19 protein-coding genes are annotated in these 17,630 nt (G+C 59.8%); 7 read left to right on the top strand and 12 right to left on the bottom strand.

Going from position 1 to position 17,630, the window contains the following annotated elements:
- The first annotated feature begins 632 nt into the window (after positions 1-632).
- From ACF8GB_RS21595 to ACF8GB_RS21585, 3 genes are all read left to right on the top strand, one after another.
- Positions 633-1,037, top strand: coding sequence for a TraR/DksA C4-type zinc finger protein (locus ACF8GB_RS21595; RefSeq protein WP_023534004.1), 405 nt, complete (start codon positions 633-635; stop codon positions 1,035-1,037).
- 459 nt (positions 1,038-1,496) lie between these two features.
- Positions 1,497-1,967, top strand: a complete 471-nt coding sequence (locus tag ACF8GB_RS21590) for a hypothetical protein (protein WP_058639760.1) — start codon at positions 1,497-1,499, stop codon at positions 1,965-1,967.
- Positions 1,964-2,182, top strand: coding sequence for a hypothetical protein (locus tag ACF8GB_RS21585; RefSeq protein WP_058639761.1), 219 nt, complete (start codon positions 1,964-1,966; stop codon positions 2,180-2,182). The genes ACF8GB_RS21590 and ACF8GB_RS21585 overlap by 4 nt, the downstream gene beginning before the upstream one ends.
- 6 nt (positions 2,183-2,188) lie before the next feature.
- Here ACF8GB_RS21585 and ACF8GB_RS21580 read toward each other — a convergent pair whose 3' ends face one another.
- From ACF8GB_RS21580 to ACF8GB_RS21550, 7 genes are all read right to left on the bottom strand, one after another.
- Positions 2,189-2,554, bottom strand: coding sequence for a Na+/H+ antiporter subunit G (locus ACF8GB_RS21580; RefSeq protein ID WP_058639762.1), 366 nt, complete (start codon positions 2,552-2,554; stop codon positions 2,189-2,191).
- Entirely contained in the window at positions 2,551-2,829 is a 279-nt protein-coding gene (locus ACF8GB_RS21575) for a K+/H+ antiporter subunit F (RefSeq protein ID WP_058605988.1), read from the bottom strand. Before ACF8GB_RS21575 ends, ACF8GB_RS21580 begins: the two co-directional genes overlap by 4 nt.
- Positions 2,826-3,314, bottom strand: a complete 489-nt coding sequence (locus tag ACF8GB_RS21570; RefSeq protein WP_058605987.1) for a Na+/H+ antiporter subunit E — start codon at positions 3,312-3,314, stop codon at positions 2,826-2,828. Before ACF8GB_RS21570 ends, ACF8GB_RS21575 begins: the two co-directional genes overlap by 4 nt.
- On the bottom strand, positions 3,311-4,990 hold the full coding sequence (locus ACF8GB_RS21565; RefSeq protein WP_196186739.1) for a monovalent cation/H+ antiporter subunit D: 1,680 nt from the start codon (positions 4,988-4,990) through the stop codon (positions 3,311-3,313). The genes ACF8GB_RS21570 and ACF8GB_RS21565 overlap by 4 nt, the downstream gene beginning before the upstream one ends.
- Positions 4,987-5,331 (bottom strand): Na+/H+ antiporter subunit C, encoded by a 345-nt coding sequence (locus ACF8GB_RS21560; RefSeq protein ID WP_023534014.1) that lies wholly within the window; start codon positions 5,329-5,331, stop codon positions 4,987-4,989. The genes ACF8GB_RS21565 and ACF8GB_RS21560 overlap by 4 nt, the downstream gene beginning before the upstream one ends.
- A complete protein-coding gene (locus tag ACF8GB_RS21555) occupies positions 5,331-8,246 on the bottom strand; it encodes a monovalent cation/H+ antiporter subunit A (RefSeq protein ID WP_392527623.1) in 2,916 nt (971 codons plus the stop codon). Before ACF8GB_RS21555 ends, ACF8GB_RS21560 begins: the two co-directional genes overlap by 1 nt.
- Before the next feature lie 143 nt (positions 8,247-8,389).
- Positions 8,390-9,337 carry a DMT family transporter gene (locus tag ACF8GB_RS21550; protein ID WP_182140624.1) on the bottom strand — a complete coding sequence of 316 codons (948 nt, stop codon included), beginning with the start codon at positions 9,335-9,337 and terminating at the stop codon, positions 8,390-8,392.
- A gap of 83 nt (positions 9,338-9,420) precedes the next feature.
- On the opposite strand from ACF8GB_RS21550, the gene ACF8GB_RS21545 reads away from it, so the two are divergent.
- Positions 9,421-9,984: a helix-turn-helix domain-containing protein gene (locus ACF8GB_RS21545; RefSeq protein WP_058605983.1), complete on the top strand. Its 564-nt coding sequence runs from the start codon at positions 9,421-9,423 to the stop codon at positions 9,982-9,984.
- 8 nt (positions 9,985-9,992) lie between these two features.
- Here ACF8GB_RS21545 and ACF8GB_RS21540 read toward each other — a convergent pair whose 3' ends face one another.
- Positions 9,993-10,556, bottom strand: coding sequence for a cysteine hydrolase family protein (locus tag ACF8GB_RS21540; RefSeq protein WP_058639767.1), 564 nt, complete (start codon positions 10,554-10,556; stop codon positions 9,993-9,995).
- An 82-nt stretch (positions 10,557-10,638) separates the two neighbouring features.
- On the opposite strand from ACF8GB_RS21540, the gene ACF8GB_RS21535 reads away from it, so the two are divergent.
- Positions 10,639-11,673, top strand: a complete 1,035-nt coding sequence (locus tag ACF8GB_RS21535; RefSeq protein ID WP_392527621.1) for a GlxA family transcriptional regulator — start codon at positions 10,639-10,641, stop codon at positions 11,671-11,673.
- Between the two features lie 52 nt (positions 11,674-11,725).
- Positions 11,726-12,082, top strand: coding sequence for a hypothetical protein (locus ACF8GB_RS21530; protein ID WP_058639769.1), 357 nt, complete (start codon positions 11,726-11,728; stop codon positions 12,080-12,082).
- Positions 12,083-12,085: 3 nt separating this feature from the next.
- Here ACF8GB_RS21530 and ACF8GB_RS21525 read toward each other — a convergent pair whose 3' ends face one another.
- Positions 12,086-12,856, bottom strand: a complete 771-nt coding sequence (locus tag ACF8GB_RS21525; protein WP_058639772.1) for a S9 family peptidase — start codon at positions 12,854-12,856, stop codon at positions 12,086-12,088.
- Positions 12,840-13,958, bottom strand: a complete 1,119-nt coding sequence (locus ACF8GB_RS21520; RefSeq protein WP_058639770.1) for a DUF3182 family protein — start codon at positions 13,956-13,958, stop codon at positions 12,840-12,842. The genes ACF8GB_RS21525 and ACF8GB_RS21520 overlap by 17 nt, the downstream gene beginning before the upstream one ends.
- A gap of 194 nt (positions 13,959-14,152) precedes the next feature.
- On the opposite strand from ACF8GB_RS21520, the gene ACF8GB_RS21515 reads away from it, so the two are divergent.
- The gene (locus ACF8GB_RS21515) at positions 14,153-15,961 is read left to right on the top strand and encodes an aminopeptidase P family protein (RefSeq protein WP_197844909.1); all 1,809 of its coding nucleotides are present in this window, start codon (positions 14,153-14,155) and stop codon (positions 15,959-15,961) included.
- Positions 15,962-15,993: 32 nt separating this feature from the next.
- Here the strand turns inward: ACF8GB_RS21515 and ACF8GB_RS21510 are convergent, their stop codons facing one another.
- Both ACF8GB_RS21510 and rhtA read right to left on the bottom strand, forming a co-directional pair.
- Positions 15,994-16,275 (bottom strand): hypothetical protein, encoded by a 282-nt coding sequence (locus tag ACF8GB_RS21510; RefSeq protein WP_023534016.1) that lies wholly within the window; start codon positions 16,273-16,275, stop codon positions 15,994-15,996.
- A 164-nt stretch (positions 16,276-16,439) separates the two neighbouring features.
- The gene (gene rhtA, locus ACF8GB_RS21505; RefSeq protein ID WP_058639771.1) at positions 16,440-17,327 is read right to left on the bottom strand and encodes a threonine/homoserine exporter RhtA; all 888 of its coding nucleotides are present in this window, start codon (positions 17,325-17,327) and stop codon (positions 16,440-16,442) included.
- Positions 17,328-17,630 lie beyond the last annotated feature (303 nt).

Raw genomic sequence — 17,630 nt, 5'->3', positions numbered from 1 at the left:
CTGAAGTCGCGAAGATCAAAAGCCAGATCAAAAGCCAAAGCAAGAGCAAGAGCAAGAGCAAGAGCAAGAGCAAGAGCAAGAGCAAGAGCAAGAGCAAGAGCAAGAGCAAGAGCAAGAGCAAGAGCAAGAGCAAGAGCAAGAGCAAGAGCAAGAGCAGGAATTAGCTATATATGTTGAGCTGGAGTTTAAAGAAGTTTGCGATGCGCTCAGTAGCTGCTGCCTCGTACCTATTTATTACAGTGAATCTTTTAATGTGTATATGTTTAAAGCTCCCTCTGTAGGAGCGGGCTTGTCCCGCGATGGAGTGCGAAGCGCTCCCCTATAGCGTTATCGAGGTTCCAAGGCATCATAATTTTCAACGTTACTCCTGCATTGCAGTAAACATGCCGCCGAATCTACCCGCACTGCTCAAACTCGCGCTTATACCTTCAAATGCAAGCACCGGCCGGCGGATCGTAAGCAGCGAATGCCAACGCCACCCCATTTTGCTGTTGCTCAAGGCGACGCTGCGCCTTAGACTGCCGCCCCTTGTTAAAGAGTGCCGACTGGCGCTCGAAAAATTTCCGCTGCCGATGCCAAAGCATCAGCGGCAAACGAATCGCCCAAATGCACCTATTTTCATAGAGAAATCGATGACCAAGGAACAGTTGCTGGCCATGCCGGCCGATGACTACATGAACGCTGAACAGCTGAGCTTCTTCACTCAGCTGCTGCAAGCGATGAAAGTCGAGACCCATGAACGCATCGAGCTGAGCCGTGCCACCATCGAAGGCCTGGATACCCCCTCGGATCCTGCCGATGTGGCATCGGTCGAAGAAGAGCGTAGCTGGCTGGTGAATGCCATCGATCGCGATCAGCGCCTGCTCCCGCAACTGGAGATGGCGCTTGACCGTATTGCCGACGAGAGCTTCGGCTGGTGCGACGACAGCGGTGAACCAATTGGTCTTAAGCGCTTGCTGATCAGTCCAACCACCAAGTACTGCATCGAAGCACAAGAGCGCCACGAGCAGCTTGATCGCCATCAGCGTCAGGCCTGAGCCGGTCAGGTTGCCAAGCCCCATGGAGCGATTCGTGGGGCTTTTTGCATTTCGCAAATCAAGCCGCAACGACCCATGCAATTTGCCCGGAGCAGTTGCGCAATAACCGGCAAGCCTGTTAAAACAGGGCGTCTCTCATGGATTTCACTGTCTTCGGATATCCCCACCGACAACAGTGTGCGAGTCGCCATCAGGCGCCAAGACCACGCACCCATCCGGAATCGCATTTTCATGGACGTGCAATGTCAGACGTTACGCCGGTAGCGCTTGGGCATTGCCCAAGGGTATGCAAGCGACAGCAACGCCGGCCGTTAGAGTGAAAAATCCTGCACGCTGCATCGTCAGCGGGCACAGACATGTCGCCCAGCGTTTTATTAATCTCATTGCCTATCGATTTGAAATGGCCGTGCTTCGCGAGCTCCTGCGAGGGCGGGTTGTAAACGGTTGAGGATTACTTCATTGGCAGTCAGCACTCTTGATACACACGCGTTGTTCGCCCTTGGCGATTTGCGTGGGAAACTGGCCCAGTTGTTCCAGGGTCGATTCGTCTATGTCACCGAGCAAAACCCTGATGGCCTCTACATGGCCGAGATCGACACGCAAAATGCGCTTGTGGTTGATGACAAGCAGCGCCTTGAATTGAAAGTCGGCGACCATTTTCGTGCCGCCGTGCTGCCCAGCCGCGAAGGCGGCAAGCTGGAAATGCGTTTTCGCGACATCAAGCTCAATGTCTACGGCGTTGGCGACTACGCGTTCGTATCGGTTCAGGAAGGCGAGGGGATCGTATTGCGGGAAGGCCATAGCGTGATGCTGGTGTTTGCCGCCGAGCAGCAAATTCAGGAAGGGCTAGGCAAGCTGTTGAAGGCTGTAACCGGCAAGGTTGCGAAATGGCGCAAGGGTGAGCTGACGACGTTCAAGGCAAGCGAGTGACGCTGCCAGCGCAAGCGCCTGGATCACGGGAACACTATCACCGTGAGCACCAGGCGCGCGCCATGGCCGAGGCGCAGCGGCTGCTCGCAGCACGTGAAGCGGTGGGCGGGCGATGGTTGGGTTGGGTAGCCGCCGAGTTGTATACCCAGGGCCCGCCCCATTACGTGGCCATGGTCAGGCGAGCACTGCAGCGGCTGAGTAAGCAGCCAGGCTAAGCGCGGTCAGTTACCACGATCCAGGCCGCTGCTGACCTCCTCGGGTACCGGCTCTTTGGCCTGACGCTTGCGAAACAGCCCTGCGCGGGCCAGTAACAAGGTAGTCACTGGCACCGTGATCGATAGCAGCACGGGAATCAGCCATGCATGCAGCACCAGCGACTCCTTCAACCACGAAAAATAGATAATCGAGCCAAGCGCGACGCACCAGGCCCCTATGGTCGAGGCCAGCGCCGGGGGATGCATGCGTTGGAAATAGTCTTTCAGGCGCAGTAGGCCAATCGCACCGATCAGCGCAAAAAGGCTGCCAGCTACCAGCAGTATGGCTGTGATCATTTCGAGCCAGAACGGTAGATTGAGTGTCTCGGTCATTCGATCACCTCTCCACGCAGCAGGAACTTGGCCAAGGCAAAGGAGCCCACGAAGCCAAACAACGCAATGAGCAACGCCCCTTCGAAATACGTGTCACTGGCATACCTGATGCCCAGCACCAGCATGGTCAGCATTGCCAGAATGTACAGGTAATCTAGCGCCAAAACCCTGTCTTGCGCCGAAGGCCCTCGGAATAGCCGAAGCAGGGTTAGGCACATAGCCAGCGCAAAGATGAACAAGCTGACAAGAACAGCGTTGGCGAGCAGTCCACTCATTGAAAAATCTCCATCAAGGGACGCTCATAGACGTCCTTGAAATGCTGGACGAACGCCGCTTCATCATCCAGATCGAATACGTGCAGCAGTAGCACGCTACGGTCCAGGGCCAGTTCCGACCAGATGGTTCCAGGGATCACCGTCGTGATCATGGACAGCGCTGCAAGCCCATGGGGTTCACGCAGGTCCAGGGGGATATGAACGAAGACTGAGCGTGGCGGCCGCGCCCCAGCACCCAGCACGCCGCGAGCGACCTGCAAGTTGGACAGGATGACGTCCACGCCAACCCGGCCTATCAGCTTGACGATGACCAGGGGGCGTCGGACATGGGCATGTTGCGGCCGCAAGGGTGCCATCAGCAGCGGAGCCAGTATCCCTAGTACGGCGGCGAGGATGAGGTTACCCGGACTCAGCGACAGGTTGAGCAACAGCCACAGGCCGAACAGGCATGCCGATAGCAGAGGAGCGGGAAATAGTCGGCTCATGGCTGCCCCTGAACGTCGAGCGAGGTAGGACCAGGTTTTGGCTGCGCTGCCATGACTGCATCGATGTAGGCATCAGGCGCCTGAAGGCTGGCAGCTGTGTCCAGGCTGTAGCGCAGCAGCGGCTCGGCCTTGAAGCTGAGCAGCATGCACAGGCCCAGCAGGATCACGATCGGAAGGCATTCAAAACGCCTGAGCACCGGAGAGGGTCGCTCTTCGGGTTTCCAGAAACGTTGGATGCCAACGCGTCCGAACGCGATCAGCGATGCCATTCCCGACAGTACAAGCAGGGCCACAAGGCCCCAGCCAGCGGCACCGAGGGTGTATTGGCTCGGAACGCCCAGGCCGTTGGGGTTGAACAAGGCACTGATGAGGTTGAGCTTGGCGACGAAGCCTGAAAGGGGTGGCATGCCGATGATCAACAAGGCGCAGGCGATGAAGCTCAAGCCCAGGAATGCCATGGTCCAGGGAATGACCTGACCGATGACGGCCTTCTGGTCATCATCGAGGTTGATCCCTTTTGGAGGGTGAAGTGATTCCAGTAAGGCCGGCATGGCGTCTTCTTCCTCGTCCAATGGCAACTCATTGGCAGATCGCGAGCGCTCGATGAGTTCGGCCAACAGGAACAATGCGCACAAGGCCAGGGTAGAATTCACGAGGTAGAACAGCGCGGCTCCAGTCAATGCCAATTGCGCAAAGCCCACCGCCCCCAGCAAGGTGCCAGCCGATACCAGGATACTCAACGCCGCCATGCGTTCCAGGCGCTGCGCTGCCAAGATCGACACCGCTGCCATGGCCAGGGTCGCCAAGCCTCCGTAGACCAGCCAATCTCCCCCGAAGTGTGCTGATGCCCCTGCTTGCCCGGAGAAGAGCAGCGTCCACACTCGCAGCACCGCATACAGCCCCACCTTGGTCATGATTGCAAAGAGGGCAGCCACGGGCGCGCTGGCAGACGCATAGGCTGGTACCAGCCAGAAGTTCAGGGGCCAGATGCCCGCTTTGACCAGGAACGCCATGGCCAGAATCGCTGCGCCTGCATGCAGCAGGCCGCGGTCGGCCTCGGGTACCAGCGGAATCTTCAGGGCAAGGTCCGCAAGATTCAGCGTACCCGTCACGCCATACAGCATTGCCGCGCCAATCAGGAACAACGAGGAGGCGAAAAGGTTGACGGCGATGTAGTGCAGGCCGGCTCGCACACGTGCGCGGCCGGATCCGTGCAGCAGAAGGCCGTATGAAGCTGCCAACAGTACTTCGAAGAACACGAACAGATTGAACAGGTCTGCCGTCAGGAATGCGCCGTACAGGCCCATCAGCTGAATCTGGAACAGCGCATGAAAACTTGCACCGGCGCCATCCCAGCGTGCCCGTGCGAACAGCAGGGCGCTTAGCCCGATGACGCCGGTCAGGGTCAGCATCAGCGCCGACAGGTGGTCCACCACCAGCACGATGCCAAACGGGGCTGGCCAGTTGCCCGGCAGGTAGACGCCGATCGATTCTGCCTGGCCCTGGGTACGGACCCAAAGCAGCAGGCTGATGGCAATGCCAAGACCGGCGAAGGTCGACAGCAGGTTCAGCCGTGCCTTGATCAATCGACGCTTTTCGCCCAGCAGCAACATGACTGCCGCTGTAATCAACGGCAGCAGGATAGGGGCAACGATCAGTTGGCTCATGCCGCTCATTCCTCACGCTCCCGGCCATCTACGTGGTCGGTACCGGTCAGGCCGCGCGATGCCAGCAGTACCACGAGAAACAGGGCGGTCATGGCGAAGCTGATGACGATTGCCGTGAGTACCAAGGCCTGTGGCAGCGGATCGGTGTAGTGCAACAGGTCCTGGGTAACGCCTTCCTTGATGATGGGCTCCTTGCCGATGAACAGGCTGCCCATGCTGAAAATGAAGAGGTTGACCCCATAGGAAAGCAGGCACAAGCCCATGATCACCTGGTATGTGCGAGGGCGCAGCACCAACCAGACTCCGGAGGCGGCAAGCACGCCAATGGCCACTGCGATCACTTCTTCCATCAGGCGGCTCCTGTTTTACGGGTCTTGCCTGGACTGGCCGGGCGATAGGCACGTACCGACTGGTGGGCCAGGGCCGTGAGTATCAAAAGGGTCGATCCGACGACCACGGTGAACACACCGACGTCGAAGAACAATGCGCTTGCCAGATGGATGTCTCCGAGCAGAGGAAGGTGCAGGTGCGCCGTATGGGTGGTCAGGAACGGGTAACCGAGCACGATGGCGCCGCCACCGGTCAAGGTTGCACAGAGCAGACCAGTGCCCATCCAGCGCAAGGGCCGCAGGCGCATTTGCGCTTCGACCCACTGGGTGCCTGCGACCATGTATTGCAGAATGAACGCCACCGAAGTCACCAACCCGGCGACGAAGCCGCCGCCCGGCTGATTATGACCACGCATGAACAGGTACATCGATACCAGCAGCGCGATGGGCAGCAACAGGCGCACCAGCACGGCGGGCACCATCATGAAGCCCAGAGCGGTATCGGCAGCATGGCGCGGGTTGATCAGGTCGGTGACGACATCAGGTGCCAGTTGGCGCTGCTGGGTCGGCAATTGCATGCTTTCCTTGGGTGGGCGGAAGCGACGCAGAAGCGCGAAAACGGTCAACCCCACCGCGACCAGCACGGTGATTTCGCCCAGGGTATCGAAGCCGCGGAAATCCACCAGCATCACGTTGACCACATTGGTGCCACCACCTTGGGGCAGCGCACGGCTCAGGTAGAACGAAGAGATGTCATTAGGCGTAGGGCGGGTCAGCATGGCGTAGGACAGCACGGCCATGCCGGCACCCACCAGCACCGCCAGTAGCAGGTCGCGCAGGCGACGCACGCGGGCGCGGTCGAACCTGCCAGGCAGAGGGGATACACCCTCGATACGACGTGGAAGCCAACGCAGGCCAAGAAGGATCAGGACAGTGGTCACCACTTCGACGACCAACTGGGTCAGGGCAAGATCAGGTGCGGAAAACCACACAAACGTGATACAGGTCATCAAGCCGCACACACTGACCATGGTCAGGGCCGCCAGGCGGTGGTACTTGGCTTGGTAGGCCGCGCCGATCGCGCAGGCAATGGCGATCATCCAGAGTGCGACGAACACCCCTGAACCTGGGATCTTCGGCCGCTCGCCCCAAGTCAGGCCACTGTGGAGCATGGGTGTCAGGCCCGCGAGGAAGGCGGCCACCACCAGCATGAACAACTGCGCCTGCAGGCGCCGGCTGGTAAGCAGGTGCTCGATACGTCGCGCCATCAGCATCAACTGCACCTGGCCATACTCAAAGAGACGCTTGCCATCGAATCGGCCCATCACGGGAGGGCAGGGGAAGCGGCCACGTCGCAGTTGCTTGCGCAACAGCAGGTACAGGACCACGCCACCACTCATGGCCACCAGGCTCATGATCAAGGGCGCATTCCAGCCGTGCCAGATGGCCAGGCTGTACTCGGGTAGCGTACCCCCTACCACCGGCAGTGCCGCAGCGGCTAGCAAGGGGCCTACGGACTGGGCGGGGAAAATGCCGACCACCAGGCATGTCAGCACCAGCAGCTCGACCGGCGCGCGCATCCAGCGCGGGGGTTCGTGGGGTGTATGCGGCAGGTCCTGGGCAGTGGGGCCGAAAAACACATCGACCGTGAAGCGCAGCGCATAGGCCACGCTGAATGTGCCGGCCAGGGTGGCGATCACCGGAAGCATGGCCTCGACCCAGGCGCTGGAGGTGATGAACACGGTTTCGGCGAAGAACATTTCCTTGGACAGGAAGCCGTTCATTAGCGGCACCCCCGCCATGGAGGCGCTGGCGACCATGGCTAGGGTGGCCGTGTAGGGAACCAGTCGGACCAAGCCGCTCAGGCGCCGGATGTCACGCGTACCACTTTCGTGGTCGATAATGCCGGCGGCCATGAACAGCGATGCCTTGAAGGTCGCGTGATTGAGAATGTGAAAGACCGCCGCCACGGCGGCCAACGAGCTGTTCAGCCCCAACAACAGCGTGATGAGGCCCAGGTGGCTGATAGTCGAATAGGCCAGAAGGCCCTTGAGGTCATTCTGGAACATCGCTGCGAAGGCACCGAGCAGTAGCGTCAGCGCGCCAGCACCACCGACTATCCAGAACCATTCGTCGGTGCCCGACAGCACTGGCCATAGGCGCGCCAGCAAAAATACGCCGGCCTTGACCATGGTTGCCGAGTGCAGGTACGCCGACACCGGCGTGGGCGCCGCCATGGCATGGGGCAGCCAGAAGTGGAAGGGAAATTGCGCGCTCTTGCTCAGGGCGCCGATCAGGATAAGCGGCAACAGCACTGGGTAAAGTGCGTGCTGGCGTATGGTGTCACCTGCAGCCAGGACCTTGTCCAGGTCGTAGCTGCCCACCACATGGCCGAGCAGCAGCGCCCCTACCAGCAGGCACAAGCCACCGGCACCAGTGACCATCAGCGCCATGTAGGCGCCACGGCGCGCGTCGGCCCGGTGATGCCAGTAGCCAATCAAGAGGAAGGAGAAGAGGCTGGTGAGCTCCCAGAAAAACACCAGTTGCAGAACGTTGCCCGACAACACCAGCCCGAGCATGGCGCCCATGAATGCAAGGAAGAAGGCAAAGAATCGCGGCACTGGGTCTTGTGGCGACATGTAGTAGCGCGCGTACAGAGACACCAACGTACCGATGCCCAGCACCAGCAGTGAGAACAGCCAGGCAAAGCCGTCCATGCGCAGTACGAAGTTGAGCCCAAGGCTAGGTAGCCACAGGAATTCTTCACGAATGACCCCACCGTGGGCCACCTGTGGATAGAGAAGTGCTACCTGGACGGTGCCGACCAAGGCCACGAGCCCGGCGAGTATGGACTCGGCGTTACGTGCGTTGTGCGGCAGCGCGGCTGCCAGCAAACTGCCCACGAACGGCAGAAGCAATAGCACTATCAAAGACATAGAGTTCTATTCTGAGAGGTTTTCCAAGGATCATACGTGCCGAACGGGTCATCGACCAACACACAACCTGTCGCAGAATCCTACAAAAGGGCTGTGACAGGCTGTTTTTTTATAACAGTTTTTTACAGAGGATAGTCGGAGCTTTAGAGACCGGTCTTGAGTTGACGTTCATTCTGTGCAAGTTCAGTACCAGCAGATTCTGGCCTGCGGCGCACGCGCAACTCGCTGATGACCACGGCGATGACGATCAGCAGGCCGCCCAACAATGCCAACCCTGGCAGGCGCTCTCCCGCTAGCCGTCCGACGAGGCCGGCCCACACTGGCTCACCGGCATAGATCAACGTGGCCCGGGTGGGTGATACCGATTTTTGTGCCCAGTTCATCGCCACCTGGATGATCGCGCTCATCAGGCCCAAGCCAATCGCACTGCTCAGCAAAAGCCAAGAGAAATCGGGTACCGATTCCTGGGTAGGCAGCATCATCATGAATGCCAGTGCCGAGGCCGTTGCCAGTTGCACCACAGTAACGCGGCGAACGTCGACGCGCCCGGCAAAGCGGCTGATCAGAATGATTTCGCCGGCGATGGCGACGGCGCTCACCAATGTCACTACCTCGCCTTCGCTCATGTGCAGGCTACCGGCCTGCGGCCCGGCGAGCAGGACCAACCCAACGAATGCCAGGCCGATCCCAAGGCTGGGCATCAGGCCCGGGCGCCGACCCAGCACCAGCCACTGCAGTAAGGGTACGAAGGGCACGTAGAGCGCCGTGATGAACGCCGACTGGCTGCTGCTGATCGTCTGCAGGCCCATGGTCTGCAGGCCGTAGCCCAACATGATCAATACGCCAATCGACAGGCCTGCCTTGAATTCGACAAGGGTTAACCCTGGCAAGGCGCGGGCCGAGACCATGCCGACGAACAGGGCAGCCGCGGCGAAGCGCAAGCCCACGAAAAACATGGGGCCACTGACGGTCATCACGTTGTGCACCAGCAGGAATGTACCGCCCCATAACATGGTGATGAACACCAGTACCCACTCGGCTTTGCTAAGACGGAACGAAAAGGTGGGACGTTGCGGGCGTGACTTATTCATGCGGTTGCAGGCTCGTAGGACAGGGCGCACAATCGGCGCAAAGTGGGCAGTATACTGCGCAACAACTAGGAGTGAGCAATATAGTGCACAACGACGCCTCGCATCGTGCTTCGGTGCTGCAACACGTGAGCTTGAATGTTCGCAGTCTGCGCAACGCTGCTGGCATCAGCCAGGCAACCTTGGCCGAGCGTTCAGGTGTCAGCCGTCGCATGCTGGTGGCGATTGAGGCTGGCGAGAAAAATGTCAGCCTCACCACGCTCGACCTCATCGCCGAGGCACTCGGGGTGGCGTTCAGCACATTGATCCAGGCGCCTGACCAGCGTAACCCTGGTCGTATCGAAGAGCTGGCCTGGGCGGGTGAGCATCCGCAAAGCCGGGCCATCCTGCTGGCAAGCAGCATGGCCCGTCGCGAAGTTGAGCTGTGGGAATGGACGCTGGCGGTCGGCGAACACTATCGCAGCGAGGCAGATGCCGAAGGCTGGAGCGAGCAGATCTACGTGGTCGAAGGTGTACTAACGCTGATTATCGAGGGTGTCGAGCACCGACTCGAGCAGGGACGCTTTCACGTATTCGCCAGCAATTGCCGTTACGCCTATCGCAACGATGGCGCGGTCGCAGTGAAGTTTGTACGCAATGTAGTGATCTAAAGTGGCGATCAGGCGTGGCCAGCAGCCTCTTGGAGCAATGCATCGGTGCTGCGCACCGAGGCATAGGCGAACGCCAGTGCAGCCATCGATGCCTCATGCACCTGTGCAGCAGGTACCCTTTTGCCGTTGAACTCCAGGGCCAGCGTGGCGCAGGCATCATGGGCGACCGTGACTTCGTACCCGAGGTCAGCTGCTGCGCGCACCGCTGCATCGATGCACATGTGGCTCATGCTGCCCACGACAGTCAGCGACCTGATGCCCTGGCGCTCGAGCGTCGGCGCAAGATCGGTCGAGAGAAAAGCGTTGACCTTGTGTTTGAGAATCACAGTCTCTCCAGGCATCGGCTGAACACTTGGGTGAATGGCTGCGCCCGAAGAGCCTGGAGCAAAAAAGGGGGCGTCGGCGCTGTCGAACTCGTGGCGTACATGCACGATGAGGTCGTTCGCGTCGCGGGCAGCCTGGAGCAGGCGGGCCGCATTTTCAGCGGCGCGCTCGACACCTTCCAGAGGCCATTTGCCGCCTGCGAAATAGTCATTCTGGATGTCGATGATGATCAGTGCGTGAGTGTTCATGTTGCCTCCGGGGGTAGTGGTTTTGACTGTTGCTTAGTTATAGGCTGTCGCGTGATAGGGGTGAATCGGCGCGAAAGACACTATGCGGGGCAAAACTGACATGGCTCGTTTTATCGAGATTGGCCTGCTTCGCTATCCCGATGCGCAGGAGGCAGCGATCCACGGCCTGCACGACCTGTTCGACGTGGCTAACCGTATGGCTGACGGGTTGGGTGCGGCCCAAGCGCCTCGTGTGCGTATCAGCGTATGGGGTGTGGGTGCAGAGGAAGAACTGCTGCCTGAGGCTCCTTCAGGGGATGACAGTGATGCGAGACTGCGTGTTCTGATCATCCCGCCAAGTTTGCACGCCGTTCCCCACGATGCCTGCCTGGCTCGCCATCGCTCGGCTTTGTGCCGATTGCACCAGGAAGGCACCGTTCTGGCCTCGGTGTGCATCGGGGTTTTCTTCATAGCCGACTGCGGTCTGCTGGATGGACGCACCGCATGCGCCCATCGCAATCATGTGCAGCTACTGAAGGCGCGTTACCCGCACATCAGGGCTGAGGCTCAACAGGTGTTGCTCGACGACGGCGATATCGTCAGCTCCGCTGGCCTGATGGCCTGGACCAGTCTGGGCCTGAGTTTGGTGCAGCGATTTATGGGCAATACCGTTGCCGCTGAAACTGCGAACTTTCTGGCGGTAGATCCGATACCTGCCGCTTTGCCCGGCACTTGCCTCAACCCGTTGCTTGATCATGGCGATGAAGCGGTCCTGAAGGTACAGCACTGGTTGCAGGCTACGGGCGCGCGGACGGCGGGCCTCGCAGCGATGGCAGCGTGCGCCAGCCTGGAGCCGCGCACGTTTTTGAGGCGGTTTCGCTTGGCTACAGGCTTGCGCCCCACCGAGTACTGTCAGCGGATCAGAGTATGCCGGGCAGCACGTTTGCTTGAGTTCACACGCAGGACAGTCGACCAGATCGCTTGGGATGTCGGTTATCGCGACCCCGGTGCGTTTCGCAAGGTATTTCAGCGCGCCACAGGCATCACCCCCAGTGCATTTCGACGGCAGGGCGTGACTTCAACGCCTGAGGGGCGGGGTGCATGGCGTAGCGACCCTCTTGACCTCGAGATTGGTTGAGGTTTTATCCTTCCGGGCATTGCGATGTGTATTCCCTGTCAGGAGGTTGTCGATGTCAGGAAGTGTCTCAGCCATCTGGTACAACCAGATGATCGAATATCGGGTCGCCGTCGTCTTTCAGCAAGCATTGGCCCAGGCATTGATGCAGCGCAGTGAGTCACTGGCAGCGCGCTTTGAAGACCTCCGGGCGGTCAGCGTTCAGGTGAGCGAAGATGGCAATTGTCTGCTTCAGTCGCTGCAGTGGACCAACCGGGAGGCCTGTGAGGCGGCTATCGAGCAAGTGCTGGACGGTTCGTTTTTGGGTCTTCTCCAGCAGTATCACGCCAGCGCCGTGAACTTTGCCGCCTTCACGGCCCTGCGGTGTCTGGCTCGCCATCCAGACGGAGCGTTGTACTGTCAGGTGGAGTGAGCTTCACGCGTACCAGGGTGCGTAGTGGGGATAGCGGTCCAGGCGAGCACCAATGACCATTTCGCTGATCCATGCCGCCAGCAGCGCACTGTAGGCCTTCTGGCTCTCTTCGGTGGACAGGCCGTGGTCGGCGCCGTCGACAATCCGGTGGGTGAGCGAGTGGGCACTGCCGAAGGCTGATCGGTAATTCATCAGCGTGCTGTGGGGTACGTAGTCATCATGCTCGGATTCGACCAGCAGAACATCGCCGGTAAACTCGGCGCAGGCGGCCAGAGCACGGTTGTCAGACGGCGCCAAGGGGCGACGGCGATAGTCATTGAGCCGTTGTCGGTCCAGGGACTGCTTGGGCGTATTCCACTCTTCGTCCCAGTACATGGCCGGTACCCGCAGGGCCAGCCAGCGGACCGGGCGCATCGAGGTCAACAAGGTAGCCAGGTAGCCGCCGTAGCTGCTGCCGATCACGGCGATGGCGTTGGGGTCCACAGTGGGGTGGCTAATGAGCTGATCGTAGGCTGTTAGCAGATCCTGCAGATTCTGCTCTCGCGTTACCGTCAGTCGCTGACTTTGGGTTTTCTCGTGGCCGCGCAGATCGAAGGTCATGCAGACGCAGCCAAGTCCTGTGATGTGTCGCGCTCTGGCAAGGTCACGCTGCTGGCTGCCGCCCCAGCCGTGGACGAACAGGATGCCGGGGATTTTGCTGCCCGGGCTGACCAGCGTCGCGCAGATGGTATCCCCGTTCACCGGCAGCTCTATCGTCTCACTCTGAATGGCCAACGTGTCGCAGCCGCGCGTATTTGGTGAGTTGTCCGAGTTCACTGTCGTTTCCTTGGTAGAAAAGTGTGGCATCCGCCGGTAGCGCGGGCGTGCCGAAGACTTCGTGGGTGCTAGCCCGCACTCGATCGACCCTGGCGTTGGCAGCGAATGCCTGAAGGGCGAGCAATTCGGCGCTGCTGGCACCGCCCATCCGCCAGGATTGTTCCAGCACGCCACTGCAAATGCCGCCTTTGGTGTCGGTGCCGCGGGCGATGTCGTAATTGCGGCGTGAGGCGATGAAGCCTGGTAAATGTCGATCGGCCGCTTGGTCATAAGTCATTGCCTGCTCGATCGCCAGGCGAACGCTCTTTTCCAAGGGGCCGGCCAGCAGAGACGCAAAGCCTCCTCGTACGAAGGTCAGGTCAGAGCCGCCGTACACCTCGATACCTTGGTGATCCTGGGTGAGTTGCTGTGTGCCGTAATAGCTGCAGACCAAGCCTGCAACCCGTACCTGGCCGACGCTGAACGTCTCGACGTTGCTCAGGTTCTGTTCCATCACCAGGCCCCAAATCAAGAGTTCTGCGTCATCCACCGCACAGAGTAGGGGTTCAAGTTCTTCGAGCGTGGAGAACACGGCCTGCCCTCGACCCGCGCATGCGCGTACGGGTTTCAGTCGTACAGGCCCTGTGATCAACAACAGTTGTGCGGCGTGCCGGGCGGTGGCCTTGTCGAATACGGTGTAGCCCTTGAGCAGCGCGTCCCAGGCCTGCCGGGCAAATGCCTCAGGCCAATCAGGCTTCGGTGGAGCACCTGGCGGCAGAGGGTGTGAAATGGCCTTGGTGGACATGAACGGATGAGCGACGGCACCGCCGAAAAAATCGGCTTCGCTTTTTATACCCAGTGCTGTCAGATCTGCGGTGTCGACCAAAGGCTGGGTGAGCATGTAGTAGTACGAAGCGTCCGCCCGTGTCGGTCCGTGCAGGTCTATCACAGGGCAGTCCAGCAACTGTGCGAAGCCTTCCGATAGCTTACGGTGCACGGCGTGCTCGTGGTCGGGCGTGTGAGGCCGAGTGTCGAGTACCACGACGCCCTGTTTGCGATGACAGGCACTGGGCATGACGATCCCTCTTGCAAGACGAGCTGTACTGCCTCTGAATCCGGGACGTTGGTGAAGTTCAGCATGGCAGGATCAATGGTATGGTCCGGCGTAGGCCCTTTCTCACAAGCGTGCAGCACGGAGATTGCTGATTGCAGGCCGCGGGCAGCTATTCCATCATCAAGCGCTCAGGCATACCGGATGTCGCCACTGATAAGGGCATGATCGTGCACACCACTCTCCAACAGACCACGGCCCAGCGTCTTGCCGCGACGCGTAAGGCCATGGCCGCAGAAGGGCTTGACGCCTTGCTGGTTCCATCGGCAGACCCTCATCTTTCCGAATATCTGCCAGGCTACTGGCAAGGCCGCCAGTGGCTGTCGGGCTTCACTGGCTCGGTCGGCACCCTGGTCATAAGCCAGCAGTTTGCCGGGCTGTGGGTCGATAGCCGCTACTGGGAGCAGGCTGAGCGAGAGCTGGCAGGTAGCGGCATCGAATTGATGAAATTGTCACCCGGGCAGCCGAGCGCGCTGGACTGGTTGGCTGAACATGTGCAACCGCAGGGGTGCGCCAGCGTAGATGGTCGTGCGATGGCTTTGGCTTCGGCTCGCCAGTTGCGAGAGCGCCTTGGCCAGCGAGGCGCAAGGTTGGTGACTGACCAGGATGTGCTGGGTCGCGTTTGGAGCGACCGGCCGACGCTACCGTCCAACCCGGTGTATTCACATCTTGCGCCCTACGCAGTAGTGGGTCGTGCGCAGAAGCTGGCGCTGGTGCGGCAGGCGATGCAAGCCAAAGGTGCGGACAGTCATTTCATCGCCACCCTTGATGACATTGCCTGGTTGTTCAACTTGCGCGGTAGCGATGTGTCTTACAATCCGGTGTTCCTGGCGTTTGCCATGATCGATGCGCGGCGCGTGCAGCTTTTCATTGCCTCGGGAAAAGTCGATGAGCCTCTACGTCAGGCGCTGCGCGAGGATGGGATCGAAGTGCGAGCCTACACCGAGGCTACCGGCGCCCTTGGTCAGTTGCCACCTGGTAGTCGCTTGTTGGTGGATCCAGCGCGGGTGACGTGCGGGTTGCTCGAGCCGCTAGGCGAAGGGGTAGTGCTCGTGGAAGGCTCGAATCCCAGTACCCTGAGCAAGGCGTGCAAGGCTGAGGGCGAACTTGAGCATGTTCGTAGGGCGATGGAGCAGGACGGCGCGGCCTTGTGCGAATTTTTCGCCTGGTTTGAAGAAGCGCTCGCGACACAGGTGGTGACCGAACTGACCGTCGATGAGCAACTCACCGCGGCGCGCGTCCGGCGACCGGGCTTCGTCTCGTTGAGCTTCTCGACCATTGCTGCGTTCAATGCCAATGGTGCGATGCCCCACTATCGGGCCACTGATCAGTCACACGCAGTGATCAAGGGCGACGGCCTGCTACTCATTGACTCTGGCGGCCAATACCTGGGTGGGACCACGGATATCACGCGTATGGTCCCCATCGGGCAACCGAGCGACCTGCAGAAGCTCGATTGCACCCGTGTGCTAAAAGGCATGATAGCGCTGTCGCGGGCGACCTTCCCGCGGGGCGTGCTGTCGCCCATGCTTGACGCCATAGCCCGTGCGCCCCTCTGGGCCGACCAGGTCGATTACGGCCACGGCACCGGCCATGGAGTGGGCTATTTCCTGAATGTTCATGAAGGGCCTCAGGTGATTGCCTATCAGGCAGCGGCCGCGCCGCAGACCGCCATGCAAGAAGGCATGATCAGTTCAATCGAGCCTGGCACCTACCGACCTGGGCAATGGGGGGTGCGGATTGAAAACCTGGTCGCCGCGCGAAGCGCCGGCCGCAGTGCATTCGGTGAATTTCTCGATTTCGAGACCCTGACGCTGTGCCCCATCGATACGCGTTGCTTGCTGCCGCAGCGGCTGACTGAGCAGGAGGTTTGCTGGCTCAATAGTTACCATGCCATGGTGCGCGAGCGATTGGCCCCACTGCTGGAAGGAAAGGCGCTGGCGTGGTTGTTATCACGTACTGAGGCGATCTAAGGCATATGGGGGCAGCCATCAGGCTGCCCCGGTCACTTGCAAATGACGATCATGCTGCGGCTGGTGTAGCCGGCAGGGTTGATGCCAAATAGATAATCGCCGTCCTCTTCGTCGCTGTCGCCTGAACGGGCGACGACGCGGTATCCGCGAGTGGTGCAGGCGCTAGCGGCCTTGCTGTAGCAGTTGTCCCACGAAGAAGACAGGCCGGAGCAGTTGATATGCAGGCCTTTCTTGCCCCGTTTGACCTCGGTTTTCGCCGTGGCGGCACATCCAGCAATAGCCAAGATGGCCAGGATGAGCAAAATACGTTTCATTCCTGTCCTTAAATGCAGGACGGATCAGCTACCTGGGTCCGTCATTTTCGCTCGGGTTCATCCTGAAGAGTACAGCGTCCCTGTTCGACTGCGCTGGGACAGCTTAATCAGCGAGCGGTGACGCCACAACACCCATGCAGCTTTCAACGAAAAGTTTTCCCGTGTCAATCCGCGACCATCGTCGGTTCTGGGCTATGGCGCATGGACAACGTCGTGCCCACGGAAGCCGCGATAATGGCGCCTACGGCCAGCCATTGGGTAAATGACAGGACCTCGCCCAGGAACAACAGCCCGGACAAGGCACCGAAGGCAGGCTCGATGCTCATGAGGGTGCCGAAGGTACGAGCGGGCATGCGCGTGAGCGCAACCATTTCCAGGCTATAGGGGAGGGCGGTAGACAATACCGCTACAGCGATCGCCATGGGGATGACCGCGGGCGTCAGCAGCAGGCTACCGGCATGCACGATGCCGATCGGTGCGATGAACAGTGCAGCGACCACCACTCCCAGCGCTGCGCTCTGCACGCCATGTTCGGCACCGGCACGTTGGCCGAAGACTATATAAAGTGCCCAGCACGCCCCCGCGCCGATTGCGTAGCAGGCGCCCAGTGGATCCAGCGCCTGTCCGTCATGGCCTGCGGGCAGCAACATCAGCAGGCCGAAAATGGCCAGCGCGATCCAGATGAAGTCGATGGCGCGACGTGAGGCGAATATGGCAACTGCCAGTGGGCCGGTGAATTCGAGTGCCACCGCAATGCCAATGGGCACCGTCTGCAGGGACATATAGAAGAGGAAATTCATTCCGCCGAGCGCCAAGCCATAGATAAGGACGTTACGCAGGGTGCGAGTAGTGAAGCGTGCTCGCCATGGCCGTAGCAGCGCAACCATTATCAAACTGGCGAAAATCAGTCGCAGTGAGGTCGTGCCTTGTGCGCCAATGAGTGGGAACATGCTTTTGGCGATCGAAGCACCGGTCTGAATCGATGCCATGGCGATGAGCAGCAGGCCGATTGGGAACAGCACGCTAGCCAGGTTGCGAGGCGGTTTGGACATGGGGACGGATTACCTAGGAGTGGCGTTGCGCACTATAGTGCGCAACGGTGTAGCAGACAGCAATAGAGTGTTAAGCGTTCCACTCAAATGACGTTCGGATAAGATTAATGCTTGACGCTACGAAATTAGTGTCTATAATTCGCCGCACTCCAGCGCAGTCGGGCATCAAGTAGACGCACTGGAGTACTGCAAGCCTTTGAAGCTGAACGAGTTTCTCGAAACAAACTTCAAAATAAACGCTTGACAGGCAACGAGGAAAGCGTAGAATGCGCGCCTCGGTTGAGACGAAACGCTCTCAGCCAA

The sequence above is a fragment of the Pseudomonas sp. xss_4 genome (genome assembly GCF_043104125.1).
GTDB classification, from domain to species: Bacteria; Pseudomonadota; Gammaproteobacteria; order Pseudomonadales; family Pseudomonadaceae; genus Aquipseudomonas; species Aquipseudomonas parafulva_B.
The sequence above is the reverse complement of the archived record's forward strand: the minus strand, read 5'-3'. Positions and strand labels throughout refer to the sequence as shown.

Bases quoted from the DNA above. Each gene is read 5' to 3' on its own strand.
- ACF8GB_RS21530 (WP_058639769.1), top strand. From the start codon at position 11,726: ATGTCAGGAAGTGTCTCAGCCATCTGGTACAACCAGATGATCGAATAT.
- ACF8GB_RS21550 (WP_182140624.1), bottom strand. From the start codon at position 9,337: ATGAATAAGTCACGCCCGCAACGTCCCACCTTTTCGTTCCGTCTTAGC.
- ACF8GB_RS21570 (WP_058605987.1), bottom strand. From the start codon at position 3,314: ATGAGCCGACTATTTCCCGCTCCTCTGCTATCGGCATGCCTGTTCGGC.
- ACF8GB_RS21560 (WP_023534014.1), bottom strand. From the start codon at position 5,331: ATGGAAGAAGTGATCGCAGTGGCCATTGGCGTGCTTGCCGCCTCCGGA.
- ACF8GB_RS21540 (WP_058639767.1), bottom strand. From the start codon at position 10,556: ATGAACACTCACGCACTGATCATCATCGACATCCAGAATGACTATTTC.
- ACF8GB_RS21555 (WP_392527623.1), bottom strand. From the start codon at position 8,246: ATGTCTTTGATAGTGCTATTGCTTCTGCCGTTCGTGGGCAGTTTGCTG.
- rhtA (WP_058639771.1), bottom strand. From the start codon at position 17,327: ATGTCCAAACCGCCTCGCAACCTGGCTAGCGTGCTGTTCCCAATCGGC.
- ACF8GB_RS21515 (WP_197844909.1), top strand. From the start codon at position 14,153: ATGATCGTGCACACCACTCTCCAACAGACCACGGCCCAGCGTCTTGCC.
- ACF8GB_RS21535 (WP_392527621.1), top strand. From the start codon at position 10,639: ATGCGGGGCAAAACTGACATGGCTCGTTTTATCGAGATTGGCCTGCTT.
- ACF8GB_RS21510 (WP_023534016.1), bottom strand. From the start codon at position 16,275: ATGAAACGTATTTTGCTCATCCTGGCCATCTTGGCTATTGCTGGATGT.
- ACF8GB_RS21580 (WP_058639762.1), bottom strand. From the start codon at position 2,554: ATGACCGAGACACTCAATCTACCGTTCTGGCTCGAAATGATCACAGCC.
- ACF8GB_RS21595 (WP_023534004.1), top strand. From the start codon at position 633: ATGACCAAGGAACAGTTGCTGGCCATGCCGGCCGATGACTACATGAAC.
- ACF8GB_RS21575 (WP_058605988.1), bottom strand. From the start codon at position 2,829: ATGAGTGGACTGCTCGCCAACGCTGTTCTTGTCAGCTTGTTCATCTTT.
- ACF8GB_RS21565 (WP_196186739.1), bottom strand. From the start codon at position 4,990: ATGAGCGGCATGAGCCAACTGATCGTTGCCCCTATCCTGCTGCCGTTG.